The sequence below is a fragment of the Streptomyces sp. NPDC088157 genome (genome assembly GCF_044741545.1).
Taxonomy (GTDB): domain Bacteria; phylum Actinomycetota; class Actinomycetes; order Streptomycetales; family Streptomycetaceae; genus Streptomyces.
The window spans coordinates 126,086-149,423 of record NZ_JBIUSU010000003.1 but is presented as its reverse complement, the minus strand read 5'-3'; the positions used below and the strand labels follow the sequence as shown (position 1 = coordinate 149,423).

20 protein-coding genes and 1 pseudogene are annotated in these 23,338 nt (G+C 70.2%); 9 read left to right on the top strand and 12 right to left on the bottom strand.

Annotated elements, in window-relative coordinates; translation table 11 throughout:
- Positions 1-51: 51 nt before the first annotated feature.
- Positions 52-933, top strand: a complete 882-nt coding sequence (locus ACIPFH_RS11980; RefSeq protein ID WP_401825367.1) for an NAD(P)-dependent oxidoreductase — start codon at positions 52-54, stop codon at positions 931-933.
- An 832-nt stretch (positions 934-1,765) separates the two neighbouring features.
- On the opposite strand, the gene ACIPFH_RS11975 is transcribed toward ACIPFH_RS11980, so the two are convergent.
- The 5 genes from ACIPFH_RS11975 to ACIPFH_RS11955 all read right to left on the bottom strand — a co-directional run bounded on the left by ACIPFH_RS11975 (position 1,766) and on the right by ACIPFH_RS11955 (position 6,405).
- Positions 1,766-2,368: a DUF1097 domain-containing protein gene (locus tag ACIPFH_RS11975; protein ID WP_401825365.1), complete on the bottom strand. Its 603-nt coding sequence runs from the start codon at positions 2,366-2,368 to the stop codon at positions 1,766-1,768.
- A gap of 2 nt (positions 2,369-2,370) precedes the next feature.
- Positions 2,371-3,405, bottom strand: coding sequence for an alpha/beta fold hydrolase (locus ACIPFH_RS11970; RefSeq protein WP_401825364.1), 1,035 nt, complete (start codon positions 3,403-3,405; stop codon positions 2,371-2,373).
- Between the two features lie 47 nt (positions 3,406-3,452).
- On the bottom strand, positions 3,453-4,700 hold the full coding sequence (fmdA, locus tag ACIPFH_RS11965) for a formamidase (protein WP_401825362.1): 1,248 nt from the start codon (positions 4,698-4,700) through the stop codon (positions 3,453-3,455).
- A gap of 214 nt (positions 4,701-4,914) precedes the next feature.
- On the bottom strand, positions 4,915-5,196 hold the full coding sequence (locus tag ACIPFH_RS11960; RefSeq protein ID WP_401825361.1) for a zinc ribbon domain-containing protein: 282 nt from the start codon (positions 5,194-5,196) through the stop codon (positions 4,915-4,917).
- 111 nt (positions 5,197-5,307) lie between these two features.
- Positions 5,308-6,405 carry a substrate-binding domain-containing protein gene (locus tag ACIPFH_RS11955; protein ID WP_401825359.1) on the bottom strand — a complete coding sequence of 366 codons (1,098 nt, stop codon included), beginning with the start codon at positions 6,403-6,405 and terminating at the stop codon, positions 5,308-5,310.
- Positions 6,406-6,563: 158 nt separating this feature from the next.
- On the opposite strand from ACIPFH_RS11955, the gene ACIPFH_RS11950 reads away from it, so the two are divergent.
- The 4 genes from ACIPFH_RS11950 to ACIPFH_RS11935 all read left to right on the top strand — a co-directional run bounded on the left by ACIPFH_RS11950 (position 6,564) and on the right by ACIPFH_RS11935 (position 10,378).
- On the top strand, positions 6,564-7,004 hold the full coding sequence (locus ACIPFH_RS11950; RefSeq protein WP_401825357.1) for a MarR family winged helix-turn-helix transcriptional regulator: 441 nt from the start codon (positions 6,564-6,566) through the stop codon (positions 7,002-7,004).
- Between the two features lie 631 nt (positions 7,005-7,635).
- Positions 7,636-8,424, top strand: a complete 789-nt coding sequence (locus tag ACIPFH_RS11945) for an MEDS domain-containing protein (RefSeq protein WP_401825356.1) — start codon at positions 7,636-7,638, stop codon at positions 8,422-8,424.
- Positions 8,421-9,389: an anti-sigma factor RsbA family regulatory protein gene (locus tag ACIPFH_RS11940; protein WP_401825354.1), complete on the top strand. Its 969-nt coding sequence runs from the start codon at positions 8,421-8,423 to the stop codon at positions 9,387-9,389. Before ACIPFH_RS11945 ends, ACIPFH_RS11940 begins: the two co-directional genes overlap by 4 nt.
- 419 nt (positions 9,390-9,808) lie before the next feature.
- A complete protein-coding gene (locus ACIPFH_RS11935; RefSeq protein ID WP_401825353.1) occupies positions 9,809-10,378 on the top strand; it encodes a TetR/AcrR family transcriptional regulator in 570 nt (189 codons plus the stop codon).
- Between the two features lie 338 nt (positions 10,379-10,716).
- Here the strand turns inward: ACIPFH_RS11935 and ACIPFH_RS11930 are convergent, their stop codons facing one another.
- On the bottom strand, positions 10,717-11,454 hold the full coding sequence (locus ACIPFH_RS11930; protein ID WP_401825352.1) for a spermidine synthase: 738 nt from the start codon (positions 11,452-11,454) through the stop codon (positions 10,717-10,719).
- A gap of 106 nt (positions 11,455-11,560) precedes the next feature.
- On the bottom strand, positions 11,561-13,246 hold the full coding sequence (locus tag ACIPFH_RS11925) for a ribonuclease J (RefSeq protein ID WP_356265449.1): 1,686 nt from the start codon (positions 13,244-13,246) through the stop codon (positions 11,561-11,563).
- A gap of 225 nt (positions 13,247-13,471) precedes the next feature.
- Here ACIPFH_RS11925 and ACIPFH_RS11920 point away from each other — a divergent pair.
- From ACIPFH_RS11920 to ACIPFH_RS11910, 3 genes and pseudogenes are all read left to right on the top strand, one after another.
- Positions 13,472-13,716: pseudogene (locus ACIPFH_RS11920) on the top strand (aldo/keto reductase); the annotation flags it as partial.
- Between the two features lie 358 nt (positions 13,717-14,074).
- Positions 14,075-15,313 (top strand): PP2C family protein-serine/threonine phosphatase, encoded by a 1,239-nt coding sequence (locus tag ACIPFH_RS11915; protein WP_401825350.1) that lies wholly within the window; start codon positions 14,075-14,077, stop codon positions 15,311-15,313.
- 250 nt (positions 15,314-15,563) lie between these two features.
- Complete coding sequence (locus ACIPFH_RS11910; RefSeq protein ID WP_359126498.1) at positions 15,564-16,928, top strand: glutamate decarboxylase; 1,365 nt, start codon at positions 15,564-15,566, stop codon at positions 16,926-16,928.
- Positions 16,929-17,040: 112 nt separating this feature from the next.
- Here the strand turns inward: ACIPFH_RS11910 and ACIPFH_RS11905 are convergent, their stop codons facing one another.
- The gene (locus tag ACIPFH_RS11905) at positions 17,041-17,685 is read right to left on the bottom strand and encodes a GAP family protein (RefSeq protein WP_401825348.1); all 645 of its coding nucleotides are present in this window, start codon (positions 17,683-17,685) and stop codon (positions 17,041-17,043) included.
- 498 nt (positions 17,686-18,183) lie between these two features.
- Complete coding sequence (locus tag ACIPFH_RS11900) at positions 18,184-19,197, bottom strand: NADP-dependent oxidoreductase (RefSeq protein WP_401825347.1); 1,014 nt, start codon at positions 19,195-19,197, stop codon at positions 18,184-18,186.
- A gap of 267 nt (positions 19,198-19,464) precedes the next feature.
- Here ACIPFH_RS11900 and ACIPFH_RS11895 point away from each other — a divergent pair, with 267 nt between their 5' ends.
- Positions 19,465-19,863 carry a winged helix-turn-helix transcriptional regulator gene (locus ACIPFH_RS11895; protein ID WP_401825345.1) on the top strand — a complete coding sequence of 133 codons (399 nt, stop codon included), beginning with the start codon at positions 19,465-19,467 and terminating at the stop codon, positions 19,861-19,863.
- Between the two features lie 547 nt (positions 19,864-20,410).
- On the opposite strand, the gene ACIPFH_RS11890 is transcribed toward ACIPFH_RS11895, so the two are convergent.
- The 3 genes from ACIPFH_RS11890 to ACIPFH_RS11880 all read right to left on the bottom strand — a co-directional run bounded on the left by ACIPFH_RS11890 (position 20,411) and on the right by ACIPFH_RS11880 (position 22,949).
- Positions 20,411-20,890, bottom strand: coding sequence for a MarR family winged helix-turn-helix transcriptional regulator (locus tag ACIPFH_RS11890; protein WP_401825343.1), 480 nt, complete (start codon positions 20,888-20,890; stop codon positions 20,411-20,413).
- A gap of 11 nt (positions 20,891-20,901) precedes the next feature.
- A complete protein-coding gene (locus ACIPFH_RS11885; protein ID WP_401825342.1) occupies positions 20,902-21,963 on the bottom strand; it encodes an alkene reductase in 1,062 nt (353 codons plus the stop codon).
- 80 nt (positions 21,964-22,043) lie between these two features.
- Positions 22,044-22,949, bottom strand: a complete 906-nt coding sequence (locus ACIPFH_RS11880) for an NADP-dependent oxidoreductase (RefSeq protein ID WP_401825341.1) — start codon at positions 22,947-22,949, stop codon at positions 22,044-22,046.
- Between the last annotated feature and the right edge of the window lie 389 nt (positions 22,950-23,338).

Sequence of the window (23,338 nt, the reverse complement as noted above, 5' to 3'; positions counted from 1 at the left end):
CTCCGAAGTGGGTACTTGATCACTTCCGGGCCTGGGACCAGCCTAATCCGCATGGCACAGAACACTGTTGAGAAAACCTCCGTCACCCTGCTGGGCCTCGGCGCGATGGGCACCGCGCTGGCCCGTACCTGGCTTGCCGCCGGCCACCCGCTCACCGTCTGGAACCGCACCCCGGCCCGAGCGGCGGCGCTCGCCGCCGAGGGGGCGAGCGCCGCGGACAGCGCCGCTGAGGCGGTCGCAGCGCACACCCTGGTCGTGGTCTGTCTGCTGGACGACGAATCGACCGACGAGGTGCTGGCCGACGTCGACCTGGCCGGCAAGGACCTGGTCAACCTGACCACCAGTACCCCGGCCCAGGCCCGCGCCCGCGCCGCGTGGGCCCGCGAGCGCGGCGCCCGCTACCTGGACGGCGGGATCATGGCCGTCCCACCGATGATCGGCGTCCCGCAAGCCGGTGGCTACGTCTTCTACAGCGGTTCGCGGGAGCTGTTCGAGCGGCACGAGAAGACCCTGGGGGTCCCGGTCGGCACCACCTACGTCGGCGAGGACCCGGGCTTCGCGGCCCTGCACGACGTTGCCCTGCTCGGCGCCATGTACGGGATGTTCGCCGGGGCAGCGCACGCCTTCGCCCTGGTCCGCAAGGAGGACATCGATCCCGCGGCGCTCGCCCCCCTGCTCGCCGACTGGCTCGTCGCGATGGCCCCGGCAGTCCACCGGACAGCCGACCAGCTTCGCAGCGGCGACTACACCAAGAACGTCGTCTCCAGTCTCGCCATGCAGGTGGCCGGCACACCGACCTTCCTGAGCACCGCCGAGCAGCAGGGCGTCAGCCCGGAACTGCTCACCCCCTACTTCCAGCTCATGCGCCGCCGCTTGGCCGAGAGCGGCGGCGAGGAGGACCTGACAGGCGTGATCGACCTGCTGGTCCGCTGACCGGCCGCTTTCCGTCGTCCGCACTTCCCGGGCCGCCTCCCCGGCCGGCCAGATGTCCGGAATCCGCAAGTGGCCACGTCTGCCACGGGAAAGACGGCACCGACCGGCGTGAGCGGCGGGCTGCCCGGGCCGATGCTGTTCGGGCGGGGCACCGCACGGGAGGGCGCGCTCGTGGCCGCGCCGGGTTCCCGACTCGGGGGTCGGCCGCCGCGTCGCGTGGCGGGCCCTGCGATCCCGCCGAAGCCGAGGTGGCCGTGCTCGACCTGCTGAGGCAACTCGTCGAGGAGCGTACGGGAGGGCGGCCGGAGCCCGACGCCTACCGTTCGCAGCTCATCGTGGCCGAGGACTACATGGACCGGCATCTGCACGACCTCCGTCTCGGAGCCGCCCAGGTGGCCGGCGTGATGGGCATCTCGGTAAGGCACCTGGCGCGGATCTTCGAATCGACCGGCAGGTCTCCGGCACGGCACATCACGGGAACGGCGCCTGCTCGGGGCACAGCGGGAACTCACCGGGCCCGGGGCGCGGGAGACCAGGATCGTCGATGTCGCGCACCGGTGGGGGTGCTCCGGCCCGCTGGGCCCGGCCCGGACCTGCCGGTTCGCCCCCTTTCTCTTCCGCCCACGACCGGGCGGAGAAAAGGGGGCGAACGGGGGGTCGATGGGGTCCGGGCCGTCGAGCCGGGGCCGGCTCTCTGGGTGCGGTCGGCCCTGCCAGCAGGCTCTGGACCGGATCGGGAACCGGAGTTGGGTCGTTGGCGAGCACTACGCAGGACACCGTCCTGACAACCCGTACCACCCGTACCGCCCCCTGGTTCTCGCGAGCGCCCCTGTCAGGCGTGTGCTTCGCCGACCGAGGGTGTCACCTCCTCGTGCTCCTGCCGCTGCGCGGGCTCCGGCACGGCGGCAGGTGGGGCGAACATCAGCCGTATGCCGAGGGCGGCCGCGAGCGGGCCGAGCGCGCACATCGCGGCGGCGCTGACGAAGGAGGCGCCCAGATTCCCGGCGTCATAGCCGAATCCGCCGAAGTACGTGGCGAAGGTCGACGCGAAGCCGAAGAACATCGCCGGGATGAGCGCGAACGGCTTCAGCCGGCCGGTCGCCAGCAGGGTGCCGTTGACGACGAAGATCACTACGCCCAACGCCAGGGTCCGGGCGAACTCCCCGGTGCCGAACATCGTGCCCGTCTCGCGGTTGAGCAGCACGGCCACCACCGCGAATCCCGCCCCTGTCGTGGTGGCGGTGATCATGGAAATGGCGTTGGCGATGCTCGGGCCACCCTGCAGAAACGTTCCAGCCCAGGTGATGAAGATGGCCCACGTCGGCATGCTGAGGGGGCTCATGAGGAGGAAGACCGTGGCGAAGGCGACGATCGATGCGCTGACCTCGTGCGGGAGTCCGATGCGTCCGGTGGACCCGGTATGTCTCGCGCCCATGGCTACGCCAACCCGCCCGGCTTGGCCAGCAGTTCCTTGATACCCGTGTCGATGAACTCGGTGTCCTTGGGGCTGCTGCCGCCGCCGGCGAAGTGGCCCCAGATGCCGGGGATCACACGGAGTTCGGCGCCGGGGATGTGGCTGACGGCCCAGGCCTCGTCCTCCGGCGGGAAGTAGAGGTCCTTCTCGGCGGGCATGTCGAGTGTGGTCGCCTTGATGGAGCTCAGCGCCGCCTCGGTGTCCCCTTCGAAGCCGGGGGTGAGCCCGACGTCCCCGTTCTGCCAGGTCCAGAGCATGGTGAGCAGGTTGTTGGGGTCGCGGCCGTCGAGGAAGAAGCCCTCCCAGAAGCCGACGAGGAAGTCCTCCAGAGAGGTGAAGCCGAGCTTCTCGTACTCCTTCTCCCAGTAGAACGCCTGCGAGAATCCCCACCCCGCGTACACCCGGGCGAGTGCGCGCAGTCCGGTGGTCGGCCACTTCTCCGCGTCGTACCAGCCGCCGGCGTAGACCGCGTCGGCGGTCAGCGCGGCCTTGACGCCCTCCAGGAAGACCTTGTTGTGCAGGCTGGTGCGGGGGGAGCCGCAGAACGGGGCGATCCGCTCGACCATCTCCGGGTGACTGACGGCCCACTGGAAGGTCTGCCCCGCACCCATCGACCAGCCGGTCACCAGCGCGATCTTCTCGATGCCGAACTCCTCGGTCACCAGCTTGTGCTGGGCCGCTATCTGGTCGTACACCGTGATGCGGGGGAACCGGGCGCGGTCGTACGGCGGCGGGGTGTTGCTCGGTGAGGTGGACAGGCCGTTGCCGAGCATGTTCGGCACGATGATGAAGTACTCAGCCGGGTCGAGGGCCATGCCGGGGCCGATGAGCCACTCGTTGTCCCAGTGCCGCCCGGAGTACCAGGTGGGGTAGACGATCACGTTGGACTTGTCCGCGTTGAGCTCGCCGTAGGTGGTGTAGGCGAGGTGGGCGCCGCGCAGGGTGGCGCCATGCTGGGTGGTGAAGTCGCCCAGCTGGAAGGTGAGATGACCGCTCATGGGGCTGCCTTTCAAATGTGACGGGGCTCGGAGGGCTCGCGGGGCTTTCAGGACGTGACCGCGCACCGTCCGCGGTCGGCCTTCCTCGGCCCTTCGGCCGTCGGCCGGATGTCGAAGTCGAAGATCGCCGTGGGGAGGTAGAGGGTGCTGCACGCGTTCGGGATGTCCACGACGCCGCTGATCCGGCCCTCGATCGGGGCCGAGCCGAGCAGGAGATAGGCCTGCTCGCCGCTGTAGCCGAAGGTCGTGAGGTAGTCGACGGCGTTGAGGCAGGCGTTGCGGTACGCCATCGTCGCGTCGAGGTAGTGGTTGGTGTCGGTGTCGTGGTCGACGGAGATGCCGACGAACGAGATGAACTCGGTGTACTGCGGGGCGACATTGCCGGGCATGAAGATCGGGTTGGTCGTGACCCCGTACTTCTCCATGCCGCCCTTGATCAGGTCGACGTGCAGGTCGATGAAGCCTCCCATCTCGATGGCGCCGCAGAAGGTGATCTCGCCGTCGCCCTGGCTGAAGTGCAGATCGCCGCCGGAGAGCAGGGCGCCGGGGACGAGGACGGGGTAGAAGACCCGGGAGCCGCGGGTGAAGTTCTTGATGTCGTGGTTGCCGCCGTTCTCCCGGGCCGGGACCGTGCGGGCGCCTTCGGCGGCGATTCGGGAGGCCGTCTCGCCGGCCGCCGACCCGGCCAGCGCGTTGGCGGCGAGCGGGGGCAGGGCGAGCGCCGGCACCCGGTGCGGGTCGGTGTCGATGAGGGCCTGCTCGCGGGCGTTCCAGCGGGCCAGCAGCTCGGCGGAGGGTGCGGTGCCGAAGAGGCCGGGGTGGGTGATGCCGGTGTACCGGACGCCGGGGATGTGCCTCGAGGTGGCCTGCTGGCCGTGGAAGTCCCAGACGGCCTTGTACGAGTCGGGGAAGCGGTCGGTGAGGAAGCCGCCGCCGTTGTTCTTGGCGAAGACGCCGGTGTAGCCCCAGCCCTCCCCTGAACCCCCGCCCTGCGACTGCGGTACGGGGCCCAGGTCGAGGATGTCGACGACGAGCAGGTCGCCGGGTTCGGCCCCCTCCACCGCGATCGGCCCGCTCAGCATGTGGGCGTGCGTGAGGTCGACGTCCCGGACGTCGTTGGCGGAGTCGTTGTTGCCGATCTGGTTGTCGGTCCAGTCCCGGCACTCGATGCGGAAGTCCGAGCCCGGCTTGACGGTGACGGCGGGCGGGATGTCGGGATGCCAGCGGTTGTGGCCGGGGACCTTCTGGTCGCGCATGGACATGGCCTGGTCGACGCTGAAGACGACTTCGGGCATGGGGCTGCCTTTCGGGTCAGGCGGGCAAGGGGGCTGGGGGTCGGGAGCTGAGGCCGGGGTGTTGGGCAAGTGGGCTGTGGGCTGCCGACAGTGGTTGCGGGGTCGGGCAGGTGACTGAAGGCCTGGGCAAGAGGGCTTTGCGGACCGGGGATGGGGGATCGGGCAAGCTTGTTCAGCGCTTGGGCAAGGGACTGAGCGGTCCCGGCGGCAGGGTTCAGGGCTTGGGCAGCCGGGTGTGCCGGGGGTCGGCGGCCGGGGCCGGTCGGCGGTGGGCGGAAGGCACCTCGGTGACCACGCGCGGTTCGTGGGCGCTGGCCTCCTGGGCACCCAGGGCGCGAGCCAGGGGAGTGGAGGTGCGGGTGAGCATCGGGGCGGTGAAGTCCCGGCGGGCCTGGGCACCGCACGTGGTGCACGGCTCGTCGGGGAGGGCGCGGCCCATCGGACGGATCACGTCGAAGGGTCCGCAGCCCGGGCAGCGGTACTGATAGGTGGCCATGGACGACCCACCTCCAAAAGCTTCGGGAAAAAAGTATTTCCGGCCGAAGCAATTGGGCAAGGGTTGTTCGTGTTACATGCGTGTAAAAGAAGATGCGTCCGGACGCCTGGGCTACGGCAGCTGCTGCAGAACGTCCCACTGCAGTCCGTCGGCTGCGGCGAGGAACACACGCTGCGCGAGATGGCGGTCCCGTATCTGGACCGTGCCGCGCGGACTCTCGTACTCCAGGCCCTCGGCGGTCGCCTGGATCCGGGCCATGTCCACGGCGCCCGCCCGGCGCAGCAGCTCGGTGAGCATGCGGACGCCCTCGTAGCAGGACTCGCCGAGGCTGTTGAGCACCGGTGCCCGTGGCCCGAACCGGCGTGCGTAGGCGGCGGCGAAGTCGAGGCCGGAAGCGGTCGGCAGGTCCTCGAAGTAGCCTGCCGAGGTCATCAGGCCCCGGGTGTTCTCCGGCCCGGTCGCCAACAGGACGTTCTCCTCGATCAGCGAGCTGAACCGGATGTGGTCGCGGTCCAGCCCGGCCGCGGTGAACGCGCGGTTGAAGAGCACGGCGTCGTCGCCGATCAGCAGCATGAGGACGGCCTCGCAGCCACTGGCCGCGACCCGGGCCAGGACCGGGCCGAAGTCCTTGGTGCCGAGCGGCACGTACATCTCGTCGCAGACCTCACCGCCGAGTTCGCGCAGATAGCGGTGGGCGGCGCGGGCGGAGGAGCGGGGCCAGACGTAGTCGTCGCCGACGATCGTCCAGCGCCGGATGCCGAGCTCGCCGGCGAACCACCGCAGCGCGGGGCGCAGTTGCCGGTTGGGGGTCTCGCCGGTCAGGAACACACCCGGCGACCGCTCTCCGCCTTCGTAGAGCGCGGTGTAGATGTACGGCACGCGGCCGTCGATGCGCGGGGCGACGACCTCGCGGACGGCGGAGATGTGCCAGCCGGCCACCGCGTCCACGACGCCACCGGAGATCAGCGCGTCGACCTCGCTCGCCACCTGCTCGGGTGGCGCCCCGCCGTCGACGAGGACCAGCCGCAGCTCCCTGCCCAGCACGCCCGCCTCGGAGTTGACCTCCTCGGCCGCGAGCTGCGCGCAGCACTCGCAGGACGGGCCGAAGATGCCGGCCGGGCCCTGGAGCGGGATCACCAGGGCGACGTCCAGCGCGTCCCCGGCCCGGCATGGCGGAGAACCGAGCCGGACAGACGCCTTCTCGATCATAGGCGCTCACACTAGAGATCCGTTGCTACGAGAATATTTCGCGACGATAAGGAAATGACTGTATCGTGGAAGCGCTCCACGCGATTCCCCCTGCCGCGCCAGCCTGCCCGACGGCGATCGCTGCAGCCCCCACGACCACCACGACTCTTGGCAGGGCGATGACCACGACCACCCCGGCGGCCGTATCCGAACTCGACCTGGCGCGAGCGCTCACGCTGGTGGAGCGGAACGTCGTCCGAAGGCTCGGTGAGGCGCTGAAGGCGGAGGGCGCGACGCTCGAGGAATGGCGCGTGCTGTCGTTCCTGGGTGACGGCGTCGGCCATGCGATGACCGAAGTCGCCGAGTTCGCGCTGCTGACGGCACCGACCCTGACCAAGGTCGTCGACCGCATGGTGTCGCTCAACCTCGTCCTGCGCCGGGTGGACGACGCGGACCGGCGGCGCGTGCTGGTGTTCGCGTCCGAGCGGGGCAGCGAGGCACTGACGCGCTGGACGACAGCGATCGAGCGCGAACAGGAGCACATCGTGACCGCCCTCGGCGCCGAGGAGACGGCCCTGCTGCGGACGCTGCTGGGGCGGGCCTCGAGGCGCCTGGGCTGACTGTCGCGAGCCGGGACCTCCGTCGGCGGAGTCGTACGTCGAGTCCGTCCCGTTCACCGAGGCGGACCCGTGGCGGGGCATGTAGGAAACGGCGGCGCGCTTCCCCGCCGCCCTGCTCTTCGGCGCCGCCGCCAGAACCGATCCGTCTCGCAGCTCAGCACTGGATGCCTCGGCCGACGCCAGAGCACGGTCGGCACAGCGCAAGTCCACCGCCGACGGCGAGGTGTCGCTGTTCGACCTGATCCTGGAAACCCTCGAGGACCGGTGCGTGAGCGTCATCCTCCGGTGACGAAGTTGCGAGCCCTTCAGCCCTGCAGACCGCGGGCCTCCTGAGCCGCCAGGGCGCGGGAGATGCCGCGCCGCGGGGGCCGCACGACCGTGCACGCGTGCAGCAGGTGCGCCGGCCGACAGCCGGACTCGCCCTGCCGCGGGGACGACAACCGCGCCGACACACGGCCTGACGTGGTTACGGACACGGATGTTCGGCCCGGCTGCTCGAGAACTCCGACATCGGCGGGCCGCCGCTGGAAGATCTCCATTCGGGTTAACGATCGGAGGGTCGGCCCAGTACGCTCTGTCCGGGAAGGGTTGGCAGGTCGGAGAGGGGGGCCAGGTGAGAGCGGCTCGGACGTTGGCTACGTTCGACGACGTCGAGCTCGGTGACCACGTCTGCTGGCATCCGGACTCAACCGCCGCGTCCCCCGCGGATGTGCTCGCCTACGTGGCTGACGGCGCTCTGTACGGCGACAAGATCGTGGTTGTCGGTTCCGCCGGCGCCGCCTCGGGTCTGCCGCGTGATGCGGTGCCCTCCGCCTCGGTGGTTCTCGATCTCCCTCGTCTCGCGGACCCTGACGCCGTCCTGGCTGCGGTCCGCCGGGAAGCCCGTACCGCGGCCCGGGAGGGTTACCGCTCGGTGCGCGTGCTCACCGAGCGGGTGCCGGGCGCGGTGCACAGGGGGACCGAGGAACTGGTGGCGCAGGAGCTGAGGCTCGACGAGTTCGCCTCGGAGAGCAACGCCATCGTGGTGTGCGCCTTCAGGCCGTCGCAGTGGGACGCGTCTACGCTGGAACACGTGGCATGTGTGCACCCGCACGAGATGGGCATACGCGCTGAACGTCCGGCCTTCCGGATGTACAGTGCGGGCGCCGACAGCTGGAGCGTTGACGGAGTGATCGACTCGGAGTGCGCGGACGCGTTCAACGCGGCGGTACGCGCGGTGACCCGGCGCTCGTCCAGGGTGAGACTGCGCTTCGACGCCCTGGACATGATCGACGCCGCTGGTATGCACGCCCTCGTCGACGCCGCCCGTCACGTGCCGGAGCGCCGGATCGTCGTGGAAGGCGCCAACGAGACCGTGCGTCTGTGCTGGGAGCTCGCGGGCTACGCGGTCACCGGCATGCCGGTGGTGATGGCCGCATGACAGACGTCCTGCCCCCCGAACCGTCCGGCGAGGTCGAGCCCTCGTTCCGCCACGAGCTCTACCCGTATCGCGGGGAGGAGCAGTTCCTGTCCGGGACCCTGGGCTACATCCAGGAGGCCCTGGAAGGCGGCGAGGCCGTGGTCGTCGCCATCCCCTCGGACAGGGCGTCGCTCCTGCGCGGCGAACTCGCCGACGAGCCTGCGGTCACCTTCGTCGATACCACGACGCTCGGCCCCAACCCCGGCCGCCTCGTCGGCGCCTGGGTGGCCTGGATGAGGGAGCGGGGCGAGGGCGACAGACCGGTACGGGGCATCGGGGAGACAGCCTGGCGCGAGGCCCGCAGCGCCGCACACCTCTCTGAGCTGCGCTATCACGAGTGGCTCTTGAACCGCGCCTTCGCCCGCAGCTCCGCCTGGTCGATGCTGTGCCCCTACGACGACTCCGACGAGGACCAGGGCGCCCTGCAGTCCTTGTCCCGCTGCCACCCGCTGATCCGCCAGGACGGCCACTACGTGCGCAACGAGGGCTACCTCACCGCCGAGGAGTATCCCTTCGAGGCCATGAACGCCCCGTGCGATCCGTACCAGGAACTGAGCTACACGCACGGTGACCTGGCCGCGATCCGCTCGAAGGTGTCCCAGTGCGCAACGGACGCCGGTGTCTCGGAGGACCAGTTGCGGAAGCTCGCAGTCGCCGTCACGGAGATCGCCACGAACAGCATCCGGCATGGCGGGGGCCGCGGAACCCTGCGCACCTGGAGCCGGGACTCGACGTTCCTGTGCGAGTTCCGCGACGCCGGCTACATCCCCGACGTGATGGCCGGCCGCACTCGTCCCACCGCCGACCAGATCGGCGGCCGCGGCCTCTGGCTCGCCCACCAGCTCTGCGACCTCGTCGAAATCCGCTCCACCCGGGACCAGGGCACCACCGTCCGCCTGCATGTCGACGTCACCGAACGAAGCTGACGAAGCCGACCCACAGAGCCAGGACGCGTTCGGCGAAGGCCTGCCGGCCTTCTGAACAGGCCCGGCAGGGGGCCCGGCCCAGGCCAAGTCGTCGCAGGGTGGGGTGGGTAGCAGCTGCGCCGCGACGTGACCACCCGACGGTGACGTGAGCCGATGGTGGCCGCTTCGGCTGATGCGTCACCCGGGCGGTCAGACGCGCCGGTGGAGCCCCGTCGTGTGTCGCCTCGCGGGGAGGGCGGTGCGCGCACCACCGGGGGATCGGCGACGGCGTTCCTCGGTAAGGGCGTAGCCGAGCCGCCGTGCCGACCTCTCGCACTTCAGGTGCCCGCCCGGCTGCGCGGGGCCGCGGGACATCACCCCGACACGCCCTCGTACACCGATCGGTTTCCATTTTGTCGGGATCGGGTTAACCTCGCGGTATGACCACCGAAGTGAAGCCAAGTTCCCGAGAGCGGCTGCTGGAGGCGGCGGCCGCGCTCACCTACCGAGACGGTGTCGGCATCGGCGTCGAGGCGCTGTGCAAGGCGGCGGGGGTGTCCAAGCGCTCCATGTACCAGCTGTTCGAGAGCAAGGACGAACTGCTGGCGGCGAGCCTGAAGGAACGCGCCTCCGACTTCGTGGCCGGGCTTCTTCCCGCGGCGGACGACGGCCGTCCGCCCCGCGAGCGGATCCTGCACGTCTTCGAGCGGCTCGAATCGCATTCGGGCGCGTCCGAGTTCCGGGGCTGTAGGTACCTGGCCGTTCAGATCGAGCTCAAGGACCAGAACCACCCTGCGAGCCAGGTGGCCCACCAGGTCAAGAGCAATCTGACAGCCTTTTTCCGTGCCGAGGCCCGAAGGGGCGGGGTGAGTGATCCCGACCTGCTGGCCCGGCAGCTGATGCTCGTCTTCGACGGCGCCAGCGCCCGCGCGGGCATCCAGGCCGACAACCTGGCAGGGCTCATCGCTCCGACTGTGGCCGTCCTGCTGGATGCGGCAGGCATGCGCTGAGGCATCGCGTTGCGCGGTGGGCTCGATTACCGGTGCGCTCTGCGAGTGGATGTCCCTGGTCGCCGGAGCGGGTCGCATGGCCGGAAACCACGAGCGCACGGCGGCGGGGACGGGGCGCCGGATAAGGCGGTCGTCGCGGTTGACGCCCTCGTTCGGTCACCGCCGCACCGCCGCACCGCCGACTGAAACGGACACGCACGGCCGACGGGGCGGGCGCGTTGTGATCGCCCCGCGCTGCGGCCTGCCGGACACCACCGCACCCGACGGAACCCCGCCCGTCGAGCTTGGACGGTGTGCCTTGTGCGAGTGCCGCGCCGGATCCTGCCCTGGCCGTCGCCCTACGGTGTGCCCGGCGCTCGACGGGCCACGTAGACGGTGTTGGTCGACTTACCGCCCTGCAGGGGGTTGTCGAACTCGACGACCTGGGCTGACGCGTGTGCGAACACGTCCGTGAGCACGGAGGTGAACTGCTCGTCGGGCGGGTCGTTCGACCACAGGGCGAACACCCCGCCGGGGTGGAGGTGTTCGGCGAGGGCACGGAGCCCGGCGGGTTGGTAGAGGGCCGCGTGACGTGGGTGGAGCACATGGCGTGGTGAGTGGTCGACGTCCAGCAGGACGGCGTGGAAGCGACGGCCCGGCGCCTCGGGATCCAGGCCCCCAGGGTCGGCCGCCAGCGCGAAGAAGTCGCCGTGCACCAGGCGGCAGCGAGTGTCCGAGGTCAGCTGGGCTCCGAGGGGTACCAGGTGCCGCTGGTGCCAGTCGATGACTTCGGCGAGCGCTTCGATCACGGTCAGCGAACGCACCCGGGGGTCGTCCAGGGCCGTCTGGGCGGTGTAGCCGAGCCCGAGCCCGCCGACGGCTACGTCCAGTTCGGGCCGTTCGTTGTTCGGCAGCTCGGCCAGTCCGAGTTCCGTGAGCGCGATCTCGCCGGCGGTGAAGTCGCTGGACATCAGGAACTCGTCCCCGAGCTTCACCTCGTAGACGTTGTCTCCCGTGACCGGGTGCCGGCGCCGCCGCAGACTGATCTCGCCGATCGGCGTCGGTTGCCAGTCGATCTCCTCGAAGCGCAGGCCCATCCGCTCACCTTTCTTACGTTCGTGGATGCATGGGCGCCGTTGCCGGCGCGGCGACGGATGATCCGCCCCGGCGTGGGAGCCGGGGGGACCGGGGCGGTGGGGCCGGTCAGGCGTCGATGATGACGGGGATGATCAGCGGCCTGCGGCGGTGCGTGCGGAAAGCCCAGTTGGCCACGGCGCGGGCGATGAGCTGTTCGAGCTGGTGGGCGTCGCCGACGCCTTCCTGCGCGGCGGTGGCCAGCGTCTTCTCGATGACGGGGATGACCGGCTCGAAAGTGGCGTCGTCGTGGACGAACCCGCGGGCCAGGAAGTCGGGGGCCTCGGCGAGGGCGCCGGTGTCGGCGTCGACGATGGCGACGACCGTGATGACGCCCTCCTGGGCGAGCGTGACCCGGTCCTTGAGGGACGCCTCGGTCGCGCCGCCGACTTCCATGCCGTCCACGTACACGTTCCCGGCGGGCACCTTGCCGGTGATGGAGGCACGGCCGTCGACGAGGTCGACGACGACACCGTCCTCCGCGATGACGACCCGGTCGGGGTCGACGCCGGTGCGGATGGCGAGGTCGGCGTTGGCCCGCAGGTGGCGGAACTCGCCGTGGACGGGCATGACGTTGCGGGGTCGGACGATGTTGTAGCAGTAGACGAGTTCGCCGGCGCTGGCGTGGCCGGAGACGTGCACCTTGGCGTTGCCCTTGTGGACGACGTTGGCACCCCAGCGGGTCAGGCCGTTGATCACCCGATAGATGGCGTTCTCGTTGCCGGGGATGAGGGAGCTGGCGAGCAGAACGGTGTCGCCCTTGCCGATGCGGATCGCGTGGTCGCGGTTGGCCATCCGTGACAGGGCGGCCATCGGCTCACCCTGGGAGCCCGTGCACACCAGGGTGATCCGGTGGTCCGGCAGCTTCTCCAGTTCCTTGGCGTTCACGACCAGGCCGGACGGGACCTTGAGGTACCCGAGGTCGCGGGCGATGCCCATGTTGCGGACCATCGAGCGGCCGACGAAGGCCACCTTGCGGCCGTGCTGGTGGGCGGCGTCCAGCACCTGTTGGATGCGATGCACATGGCTGGCGAAGCTGGAGACGATGACCCGGCGTGGCGCGGTGCGGATGACCTGTTCGATCGCGGGGTTCAGTTCGCGTTCGGAGGTCGTGAAGCCGGGGACCTCGGCGTTGGTGGAGTCGGTGAGGAACAGGTCCACGCCCTCCTCGCCCAGGCGGGCGAAGGCACGCAGGTCGGTGATCCGGTCGTCCAGGGGGAACTGGTCCATCTTGAAGTCGCCGGTGTGCAGCACCAGGCCGGCTCGGGTCCGCAAAGCCACCGCCAGCCCGTCCGGGATGGAGTGGTTGACGGCCACGAACTCGCAGCCGAACGGGCCGAAGTCGCGTCGATCGCCCTCGCGCACGCGCACCGTGCGGGGCCTGATTCCGTGCTCCTTGAGCTTGGCCTCCAAGAACGCGAGGGTGAGCTTCGAGCCGACGACCGGGATGTCCGCCCGCTCCCGCAGCAAATAGGGCACGCCCCCGATGTGATCCTCGTGGCCGTGCGTCAGCACGACGGCCACGATGTCGTCCAGGCGGTCCCGGATCGAGGTGAAGTCGGGCAGGATCACGTCCACCCCGGGCTGGTTCTCCTCTGGGAACAGCACACCGCAGTCCACGATCAACAGCTTGCCGGCATGCTCAAAGACGGTCATATTACGACCGATTTCGCCCAAGCCGCCCAAGGCGGTCACCCTCAGCCCGCCTTCGGGCAACGGCGGGGCGGCTTTGAGTTCTGGGTGCGGATGGCTCATAGCCTCACGTTACCGAAGAGTCTGCGGGTGTGATCCACCACCTGCACCGTCGATGCGAGGCACGGTGCGAATCACGGGCGTCGCGGTCACTGCGGGGGAGGCACAGGATCCGGACTCGGGCGCGCTGGTGGGCGTCCTCGATGCCGCGCTGTCCGCATGATGGGAGCCGCCGCATGACGACCGGAGATCCCGGAGCAGGGGCGGCGCTGCCCCCGCGGTCAGTCACGCTTCACCGGCGAGAACTTCCAGCGCAACCTGGCGATCGTCGACGAAGTGCGGGCCATCGGCGCCGAAATCGGAGCCACCCGGCACAGACCGCGCCGGCGTGGCCGCTGACCCGCGGCGACGACATCGCCCTCGTCCCCGGAACCCGGCGGGTTACGCGCGTCGAAGAGAACACCAACGCCGACGGCATCGAACTGACCGCCGCTCAGCTCGAGCGCCTGAACAACCTGACGCCGGCCGCGGGCGCAGCCGGGCTGCGCCAGGCGTCGTGCCGTCCCGGGACAGCCGGTTCCGCGACGACCGCGCGAAAGCGAGGTGGCCCGCGGCGCCCCTCTCATGAGCCGTGTGTCCGTCGAAGCGGCCGGGGTCTGTCGGGCCCCTCGGATCCGGCTGCCGAGCAGCGGGGCGGCTGCGGCAGGTATCGTGGGGCTTCGCGGCCAGGGCAGGCGTGACGGCCGCGTGACCCCGGGCGGACGCCGGGGCTCGACCACTTCTGCGAAGGCACCACGTGACCGCCTTCACCCACCGTGACTGTTCACGGATTGACGCTCACCGTGGCGGTCCCCAAGCTGATAGCAAGGGCTGGTCGAAGGGACCGCGGCCGTGAGTGGTGGACAGAACGAACTTACCCGGCTGCTGACGGCGGCGGAGACAGCGGCGCCGGTGGACGCCGTCGACGTGGTGGCTGAGGACCTACGGCGGCGTTTCGAGGCCACGAAGGTCACTTTCCTCATCGTGGACCTGACGGGGAAGGCGGTGGCGCGGCTGTCCACCGCCGCCGCCGTGACGAGCGGGCGGGAAGCCGAGCGCATCCCGCTGTTCGGCAGCGTCTACGAGCAGGTGATCCGTACCCAGCGGCTGTATCAGGAGGCGACCGGCCAGGGACAGCGAGTGATTGTGCCGGTCACCAACCGGGGAGATGCCATCGGGCTGCTGGAACTGCTCCTGCCGACCGCCCCCGGCGGCGACGTCCTTGACGCGGTCGAGGAAGCCGCCCACGCGCTGGCCTACGTCGTGATCGCCAACGGGCGCTTCACCGACCTCTACACCTGGGGCAAACGTTCCTGGCCCCCCACCTTGGCAGCGGAAATCCAGTACCAGCTGCTGCCCCTGTCACTGTCGTGCGAGGCTGCGCAGTTCACCCTGTGCGGGAGCCTGGAGCCCTCCGAAGACCTCAACGGCGACACGTTCGACTACAGCCTGGACCGCGACACCCTGCACATTTCGGTGACCGATCCGATGGGCCACGACATCGATGCCGCACTGGCCGCCACCGTCCTGGTGGGCGCCCTGCGCGGCGCCCGCCGTGCGGGAGTCGGCCTGGCCGAGCAGGCCCACCGGGCTGACCAGGCGCTGGCCGATCACGGCCGCGGTCACGCCACCGGGCAGCTGCTGCGCATCGATCTCCACACCGGGCAGGCCCGGCTCGTCAACGCCGGTCATCCCTGGCCGCTGCGCGTGCGTGACGGGACTGCGAAGGAGATCGCCTGCGAGGTGGACCATCCCTTCGGGCTCTCCATGCCCGTGCCCCGCCCCTACCGGGTTCAGGACATCGACCTGCGCCCCGGTGACCGTCTGCTCATGCTCACCGACGGCATGCTCGAACGGCACGGGGAGAAGGTCGACCTGCCCGCCCTGCTGGAGCGCACCCGGGAGCTGCACCCGCGGGAGACCGCGTTGATGCTGACGTCCGCGGTCCGGGAGGCAGCCGGCGGCCGGCTCGAAGACGATGCCACCGTGATGTGTCTGGACTGGCACGGCCACCAGGAGACCCACCGGCACGTCAGCTCCGGTGCGGACACTCGGCAGGCTTCAGCCGGCCGCATGCGGCAGGGGCGGTGACCTGGGGCTCTCCCGGGCGTCGGCCGAGGGCGGGAAGCGCCTCCCGGAGCCCGGAAGTGCGTGGGGCGACCACGGCCCAAAGGGCCACCGGCCGGCCGTGGCCGGTGCCCTGCACAAGCTCGCGGGCCGGAGCGCAGGGAGACCGACCGTCGGCGAATCCGTGCCCAGGGTCCCGTTCGTGACCCGCTCGCGGTTCCGTCCCGGTGTGTCCCTCGCCCGCGGCAGGCTACCGCGCTGTTTGAATCGCTGCATGACCAAAAGTGATGATTCAGCTCTTTTCGGTAACCGATTCCTGACCGCGCCCGCTCCCTCGGAGACCTTCCCCGAGGGGGGCATGGCCGCGACGGACGCCATGAGGCTCGTGGACGTGGATCTCGCCATGGAGGGCGACCCGCAGCGCAACCTCGCCACGTTCGTCACCACCTGGATGGAGCCGGAGGCGCAGCGGCTGATCGCCGAGAACCTCCACCGCAACTTCATCGACCATGCGGAGTACCCCATTTCCGCCGAGATCGAGCAGCGTTGCGTGCGGATGCTCGCCGACCTCTTCCACGCGCCGGGCAGGACGACCGGGTGTCGGACCCAGGGCTCGTCCGAGGCGATCATGCTCGGCGCGCTGTCGTTGAAGTGGAAGTGGCGCGAGCGCCGCCAGGCGGCGAACCTGTCGACCGACCGGCCCAATCTGGTCTTCGGGGGAGACGTCCACGTCGTGTGGGAGAAGTTCTGCCGCTACTTCGACGTCGAGCCGCGGATCGTGCCGCTTGCCGAGGGCAAGTACACGATCGGCCCGGAGGACGTGGAGCCCCACCTCGACGAGAACACGATCGGCGTCGTCGCCGTCCTCGGCACCACGTTCACCGGACACAAGGACGATGTCGTCGGGATCGACAAACTCCTGCGTGACATCCGCAAAGAGCGGGACCTCGACATCCCGATTCACGTCGACGGCGCCAGCGGGGCATTCGTGTGGCCCTTCCTCTACCCGGACTCGAAATGGGACTTCCGGCTCGAGCAGGTACGTTCGATCAACGTCTCGGGACACAAGTACGGCCTGGTCTACCCCGGCATCGGATGGCTGGTCTTCCGCGAGGAGTCCGACCTGGCCAAGGATCTCGTCTTCTACGAGAACTACCTGGGCAAGACCGACGCGACGTTCACGCTGAACTTCTCCACCGGTGCGTCGATGGTGCTCGCGCAGTACTACAACTTCGTGCGGCTCGGTCGTCAGGGCTACACCTACGTCATGAAGATCATGCAGGAGAACGCCCGCGCGTTGGCGGACAACCTGCGCAGCAGCGGCCGCTTCGAAGTGATCGGGAGCGACCTCGAGCAGCTGCCACTGGTCGCTTTCCGCCTCGCCGGCACACACGCCTACGACGAGTCCGACATCGCCTGGCAGCTCTCGGCCGAGCGGGGCTGGATGGTGCCGGCATACACGCTCCCGCCCAACGCGGAGCGGGTGAAGATCCTGCGCGCTCTGGTCAAGGAGACCCTGAGCCGCGAGCAGATCGATCGTCTGAGTCAGGACATCGCCGACGCGTGTCGCACGTTGGACGAGAAGGGTGCGGCCCACGGGATCGAGCGGACCCAGGTCAAGCGCGGCACCGGCTACTGACACCCTTGTGACGGAGTCGTGGTTCCGGTGGGCAAGGCGGTCAACCGACCGAAGCCCGACACCCCGGGAGGCCGGCCCGCCACCGATGACGCGCGTTCGGGGGCGCCCCCTGTCAGGCGACCAGCTCGGCGATGCTCCGGGCCGTCAGCAACACGCCGAAGAGCAGGGAGAGGGTGACGATCAGCTGCTCCTGGTGCTGCTCCAGCCAGCTCCGGAGGGCGTTCAACCGGGCGTTCGCGACCGCGGGCGCCCAGACCACGTACATCTCCATGACGACCAGGCTGAGTGTGGCCAGCAGACAGTAGCCGGTCAGTGCGAGCCAGTCGGTGAGGGTGGAGAGGTTCGCGTCGACGGCGGTCGCGGCGCCGGCGCCCACCAGCGCCCAGGGCTGCAGCAGCCATGCCAGACCGGCTGCCGTGGCCGGGGAGGCGTTGTCGATCCGGGCGGTCCAGCGTGGCGGGCCGTGCGGGCGGGGCGGTCGGCGGTGCCGGTATGCGCCGTACAGCACCAGAGCCAGGCCGATGGCGAGTTTCGCACCGATCGCGGCGGTCGAGGGCGCGCTGTGACCGGCCGGGGGCTGACCACCGGTCAGCAGTACCACGCAGGCGATCACCACAACCAGGTTGGCCAGCCAGGACAACAGGAAGGCAAGGCCCTGGCGAACGCCGCGCCGTGACGAGAGCAGCAGGATGAAGGCGCTGTTGTGCAAGGGCCCCAGGGTGATGGCCGTACCGATCACCACCAGGTCGAGGACCATCGGATCAATCGCTCCTGGGTGTCAGGGCCGTCTGCCACCTGTGGACGGGCGGACCGGTCGGCAGAGGGAGGCGGTGCCGCTGCGGTGCCGCATTCCGACTCTGCAGGCGGCGGCCGGGCCGGTCAAGCAGGCCACGCCCGCATGGCGGCAACGGCCCCCCGGCGGGCTGTTTCCGGGCGGGCGTACGGCCGGTCACGGAGTGATGAGGGCGAAGTCGGGCTCCGGTCGCTGAGCCGGCCGAGGAGCTCCGTCAGCCTTCCGAGGTCGCCGGAGACCTGGGCGTCGGCGCGGTCGGCCAGTCGGCCGGGTGTCGTGATGCCGAGGAGGACCGAGCGCAGGATCGCTTCGTCGCGTGCGATCCCGACGTCCGGATCGGAACCTGCGGGGCCGGTGCCGCGAGGGGCTGCTCTTCGCGACCGTGGTCGCCAGTGGATCGCCGACGGCGTCGTCGCCCGTCCGGTGACCGTGTCGGACGGAGGGGCTGTGGACGGCACGGTCTCAGTCGTTGGCGGGCACCATCGAGACCATGACCTTGCCGGCCTTGGTGCGGCCGTGCTCGACGTGCGCCATCGCCTGGAGCGTCTGGTCGAACGGGAAGGTGCTGTCGATGACCGGGCGGAGTTTGCCGCTGTCGTAGAGGGCGCCGAGTTTGCGCAGCTGGGAGCCGTCGGCCTGCATGAAGAAGAACTGGTAGCGCACGCCCAGTGCCTTGGCCTGCTTGCGGATCTTGCGGCTGAGCGTGCTCATGACCAGGCTGAGGAAGGAGGGGCCGCCGAGCTGCTTGGCGAAGCCGGCGTCGGGCGGACCGACGACACTGATGGCGAGGCCGCCGGGCTTCAGCACGGTCAGCGACTTCTCGAGGTTCGCTCCGCCCAGGGAGTCCAGCACCAGGTCGTAGCCGGACAGGACCTTCGAGAAGTCCTCCTTGGTGTAGTCGACGACGACGTCGGCGCCCAGGCTCCTGACCAACTCCTCGGTGTCGGTGCTCGTGGTCGTCGCGACGGTGGCGCCGAGGTGCTTGGCGAGCTGGATGACCGTCGAGCCCAGGCCGCCGGCGCCGGCGTGGATGAGCACCTTCTGGCCCGGCTTCACGTGGGCGCGGTCGACGAGGATCTGCCAGGCGGCAAGCGCCACCAGCGGCACTGCGGCTGCCTCCTGGAGAGTGAGGGAGGCGGGCTTGGGCGCGACATCGTCCATGTCGATCGCGATGAACTCCGCGAAGCCTCCGATCCGCAGGTCGCGCGGGCGGGCGTAGACCTCGTCGCCGACTTCGAGACCGTGTACGGCGGAGCCGACCCGCGTCACGACGCCGGCCACGTCGTGCCCGAGCACGAACGGCCGCTTGTACCTCAGGAGCTGCTTGAACTCCCCGTTGCGGACCATTTTGTCCAGCGGGTTGATGCCGGCGGCGCTCACTTCGACCAGTACGTCGCGGTCTCCGACGGTGGGCTCGGGTACGTCTGCGGCGCGCGCGCCGTCCTTGCCGTACTTCTCGACGACGAATGCCTTCATGCCGGCCGCCTTTCTGTGCGGGTGTTGCGGTGGTCGGTGCGATTCTTCGCGCAGGTCGCCCTGCGCGCTCGTTTCTCGCCTGCGGCCGGGTTGATGTGCTGGTCACGACGCTACTGTCTGAGTATGGAAAAGTAAACTCAGGAGGGTTGGGATCACCCTCACGGATGCGAGGACCGAAGCTCTTCGGGGCGCCGGCGTGGACCCCCGTCTCGACCGGGACATGTCGAACTGCTCCATCGCCCGGACTCTTGAGACCGTGGGGGAGAAGTGGACGATCCTGATCCTGCGCGAGGTCTGGTACGGCTCGTCCCGCTTCAGCGCGAACGCGTCATCGGCTGCCCGCGCGACCTCCTCGCGGCGCGGCTCCGGATGCTCGTGGAGGAAGGAATCCTGGCCACCGAGACCTACCGGGAACCGGGCTCGCGGAGCCGGCCCCATTACGTGATCACGCCCGCAGGCATGGCTCTGGTCCCGGCCGTGATGGGGCTCCTGCAGTGGGGCGACCGCTACCGCGCCGACCCCGAGGGCCCGGCCGTACTGGCGCGACACCGCGGATGCGGCGCGCATGTCGACGCCCGGATCCGCTGCGAACGGGGCCACACCGTGCCGGCGCAGGACATCGGAAGCGTCCCCGGCCCGGCGTTTCGGGTCAGGCCCGCCGAGTGAGCTGAGCGCGGTCGCGCCAGGAACTCGTGGTGGGCTCGGTCTGCCGGTGGCCTGAGCGCTGCCGGGGTGTGCTTGACGGGCCCAACGAACTCTTCATTACGTGGCGTTGGGCCCCGGCCGCATGGCCCGTGTCCAGGATTTCGGGTCAAGGCCGGTGTGGTGCGGTCAGGGCTTCGTGCGTCGACTCCAGGATCTTCTCGGCATCGCGGCATCGCGGCAACGAGCGAGTCGACGTCGAGCGTGTCGCCGCGGGCGATCTGAACGCCCCGGCTTTCGAGCCGGCTGGCGTCGCCGGCCGGCCTGACTTTCCGTCAGGTCGTCAGCGAGGGGCTTGGTGGGCTGGCAGGCGCGGCGGCAGACATGGGCGCCCGCGTGCCGGGGGGCCGATGGAGGCGGGCCGTGGGGGCGGATCCGCAGTGCGCCTCGCCGCCGGAACGTGCCGCGTCCAGGCAGCCGCGACGGATGGGTGACAGGGCCGACCTGGCGGTGGTCGCGCCGCATGCGGGACGGTGTGCACCCCAGTCCTCGTGGGGTGCACACCGGGGGGTCACGCGGACTCTTCTTCGGGCAGCGCGCGGCTGCTGATCGCCTCGGTGATGGCGTACGCGGTCTCGACGAAGGACTCCGCCTGCTGCTCCGACAGATTCCGGGCGGAGGTCTCCTCCAGGGCCTGCCACAGGGCTGCCAGGGGCTCGCGCATCGCCCGGCCCTTGTCGGTGAGGTGGACCACCATGACGCGCCGGTCATGTGCGGCCGGCTCACGGATGAGCAGGCCGGCGTCCTGCATGCGGCGAAGGGACTTGGAGACGGTGGAGTGGTCCAGGCCGACGCTGTCGAGCAGCTCGGACTGGGTCTGGCCGTCGCGGTCAAGAAGGTGCATCAGCAGCAGCTCCTGTCCGGGATGCAGGTCCATCTCGCGGAGCATGGCGGCGGCGTAGGCGCGGTGGGCGCGGGCGAGTTGGAAGATCGCGTAGCTCATCGGTCCTGCGCCGGCCGTCGTGGGGATGAGGGGTTCGGGGGTGGGCATGGTTCGGTTCCTCAGACGGTGTGGGTGGGGTAGTCGGTGTAGCCGGTCACTCCGCCGCCGTAGAAGGTCGCCGGGTCGGGGGTGTTCAGCGGCGCGCCGACGCGGAGCCGCTCGACCAGGTCCGGGTTGGCGAGCGCGAGGGCGCCGACGGAGACGAGGTCGGCCGTGCCGTTGTCGATGTCCTTGGCACGGGCGGGCAGGTCGGTGCCGCCCCGGTTGAGGATCAGCGTGGTCGGCCACAGCGCGCGCAGGGTGCCCAGCAGCTCCTCGTCGCCCGCGTGCATCACGTGGAGGTAGGCCAGGTCCAGGGGGCGCAGGGCGTCCAGGAGCGCCGGATACAGCTCGGCGGTGTCGGACTCGGCGATGTCGTTGTAGGGGTTGCCGGGGGAGATACGGATGCCGGTGCGCTCGGCGCCGATCTCGTCGGCCACCGCGGCGGCGACCTCGACGGCGAAGCGGATGCGGCCCTCGATCGAGCCGCCGTAGCCATCGGTGCGCTGATTGGTGTTGTCGGACAGGAACTGGTGCACCAGGTAGCCGTTGGCGCCGTGGATCTCCACGCCGTCGGCGCCGGCCGCGACGGCGGCCGCTGCGGCGCGGCGGAAGTCGTCGACGGTCGCCGTGACCTCCTGCGTCGACAGAGCACGGGGGGTCGGCATCTCCTGGGGCCCGGACGCGGTGAACATCATGCCCTGCGGCCGGATTGCCGAAGGGGCGACCGGCCGGCGCCCGTGGGGGGTGTTGTCGGGGTGGGCGATGCGTCCGGTGTGCATCAGCTGGATGACGATCCGGCCGTCGGCCTCGTGCACGGCGTCGGTGACCTTGCGCCACCCGGCGATCTGCTCGTCATTGTGGATGCCGGGGGTCAGGAGGTAGCCCTGGCCGTCGGCGGAGGGCTGGGTTCCCTCGGTGATGATGAGCGCGTGCGAGGCCCGCTGGGCGTAGTACTCGGAGTTCAGCTCGGTCGGTACGCCTTCGGGCGTGGAGCGGTCACGGGTCATGGGGGCCATGACCAGGCGGTGCGGCAGAGGTATGCCGCCAAGAGTGGTCGGCGTCCACAGGGAATTCAGCATGAGGGGTCCTTCGATAGGGCGGTGACCGGCAGGTCACCGTAAAGGCAGCGTGGTCGTGGGGAGGCGGTGGGCGGGGGCGCTCAGTCGACGGTCAGGACGAGCTTGCCCCGCACGTGCCCGGCGTCGCTGACCTGCTGGGCCGTGGCGGCCTGGTCGAGCGGGTAGGCGGTGACGGTGGTGACGAGCTTGCCGGCCGCGGCGTCCTGGGCCAGGGCGGCCAGGCGGGCGGTCGAGCGTTCCTGGGCTCCCTGGGAGAAGGTGATGCCCAGCTGCCGTGCGCCGAAGTCGGCGATGGTGACGATGCGCTCGGTGCCGCCCCGCAGGGTGATGGAGTCCTCCAGGGCGCCCTTCCCGGCCAGGTCGAACACCGCGTCCACGCCGTCGGGGGCCAGCGCTCGCACCCGTTCGACCAGACCGTCGCCGTACACCGTCGCGGTGGCGCCGAGCGAGGTGAGGTAGTCCTGGTTGGAGGGGCCCGCGGTGGCAATCACGCGTGCTCCGCGGGCCGTGGCGAGCTGGACCGCCAGGGTTCCCACTGCTCCGGACGCGCCGTGCATCAGCACGGTCTCCCCGGCGGCCACCTCCAGCAGGTTCAGGACCCGCTCGGCCGTCTCGCCGGCCACCGGCAGCGCGACCGCGTGCTGCCAGTCGAGGCCGGCGGGCTTGGGGGTCACGGTGGTGGCCAGCGCGTACTGGGCGTACGAGCCGGTGTCCGACCAGCCCAGCACCTCATCGCCGACCTGCACGTCGCTCACGCCCTCACCCAGGGCGTCGACCACGCCGGCGAGCTCGCCACCGGGGACGGCGGGGAGGGTCGTCGGGCGGACGGCCTCCAGCATCCCGGAGCGGATCTTGCCGTCCAGCGCGTTCAGCCCGGCGGCCTTCACGCGGACCCGGACCTGGCCGGGGCCGGGCTGCGGCACCTCGACGTCCGCCTCGTGCAGTACGTCCGGGCCGCCGAACTGGTCGAAGACGATTGCTTTCATGATGACTCCATTCCCTTCGGCCACCAAAAGAGTGGCTGGCCACGTAATTAAGTTAGCAGCAATCGTGTGGCTAGCCAAGTATTTGCGAAGGCGGTCCACCTCGGCTCGCTTCGGGGTGCCTCGACCACTTGCGTGGCCGACCACGTAAACGACCGCGACGACCGCCAGGGTGTGAGCAAGGGTTCCGTGGCCCGGGCGAGCGGGATCGCACCGACCGGAGTGGCCGCCATGGGAAGGCCGTCGGTGGCGTCGGGCAGGCCCCGGCCGCCGTAGTGGCTGAGGCCGATCAGCCGGAGACCGTCCGGGCAGGCGGCAGTCACGCGGCGAATTCCCCGACTCCGGCTGCGTACGTCAGCGCCGGCGTGCCTGTGGAGTGGTCGGCGACGCTC

Excerpts from the sequence above, each read along its gene's own strand:
- ACIPFH_RS11980 (WP_401825367.1), top strand. The coding sequence starts at position 52 with ATGGCACAGAACACTGTTGAGAAAACCTCCGTCACCCTGCTGGGCCTC.
- ACIPFH_RS11975 (WP_401825365.1), bottom strand. The coding sequence starts at position 2,368 with ATGGGCGCGAGACATACCGGGTCCACCGGACGCATCGGACTCCCGCAC.
- ACIPFH_RS11970 (WP_401825364.1), bottom strand. The coding sequence starts at position 3,405 with ATGAGCGGTCATCTCACCTTCCAGCTGGGCGACTTCACCACCCAGCAT.
- fmdA (WP_401825362.1), bottom strand. The coding sequence starts at position 4,700 with ATGCCCGAAGTCGTCTTCAGCGTCGACCAGGCCATGTCCATGCGCGAC.
- ACIPFH_RS11960 (WP_401825361.1), bottom strand. The coding sequence starts at position 5,196 with ATGGCCACCTATCAGTACCGCTGCCCGGGCTGCGGACCCTTCGACGTG.
- ACIPFH_RS11955 (WP_401825359.1), bottom strand. The coding sequence starts at position 6,405 with ATGATCGAGAAGGCGTCTGTCCGGCTCGGTTCTCCGCCATGCCGGGCC.
- ACIPFH_RS11950 (WP_401825357.1), top strand. The coding sequence starts at position 6,564 with ATGACCACGACCACCCCGGCGGCCGTATCCGAACTCGACCTGGCGCGA.
- ACIPFH_RS11940 (WP_401825354.1), top strand. The coding sequence starts at position 8,421 with ATGACAGACGTCCTGCCCCCCGAACCGTCCGGCGAGGTCGAGCCCTCG.
- ACIPFH_RS11935 (WP_401825353.1), top strand. The coding sequence starts at position 9,809 with ATGACCACCGAAGTGAAGCCAAGTTCCCGAGAGCGGCTGCTGGAGGCG.
- ACIPFH_RS11930 (WP_401825352.1), bottom strand. The coding sequence starts at position 11,454 with ATGGGCCTGCGCTTCGAGGAGATCGACTGGCAACCGACGCCGATCGGC.
- ACIPFH_RS11925 (WP_356265449.1), bottom strand. The coding sequence starts at position 13,246 with ATGAGCCATCCGCACCCAGAACTCAAAGCCGCCCCGCCGTTGCCCGAA.
- ACIPFH_RS11910 (WP_359126498.1), top strand. The coding sequence starts at position 15,564 with ATGACCAAAAGTGATGATTCAGCTCTTTTCGGTAACCGATTCCTGACC.
- ACIPFH_RS11905 (WP_401825348.1), bottom strand. The coding sequence starts at position 17,685 with ATGGTCCTCGACCTGGTGGTGATCGGTACGGCCATCACCCTGGGGCCC.
- ACIPFH_RS11900 (WP_401825347.1), bottom strand. The coding sequence starts at position 19,197 with ATGAAGGCATTCGTCGTCGAGAAGTACGGCAAGGACGGCGCGCGCGCC.
- ACIPFH_RS11890 (WP_401825343.1), bottom strand. The coding sequence starts at position 20,890 with ATGCCCACCCCCGAACCCCTCATCCCCACGACGGCCGGCGCAGGACCG.
- ACIPFH_RS11885 (WP_401825342.1), bottom strand. The coding sequence starts at position 21,963 with ATGCTGAATTCCCTGTGGACGCCGACCACTCTTGGCGGCATACCTCTG.
- ACIPFH_RS11880 (WP_401825341.1), bottom strand. The coding sequence starts at position 22,949 with ATGAAAGCAATCGTCTTCGACCAGTTCGGCGGCCCGGACGTACTGCAC.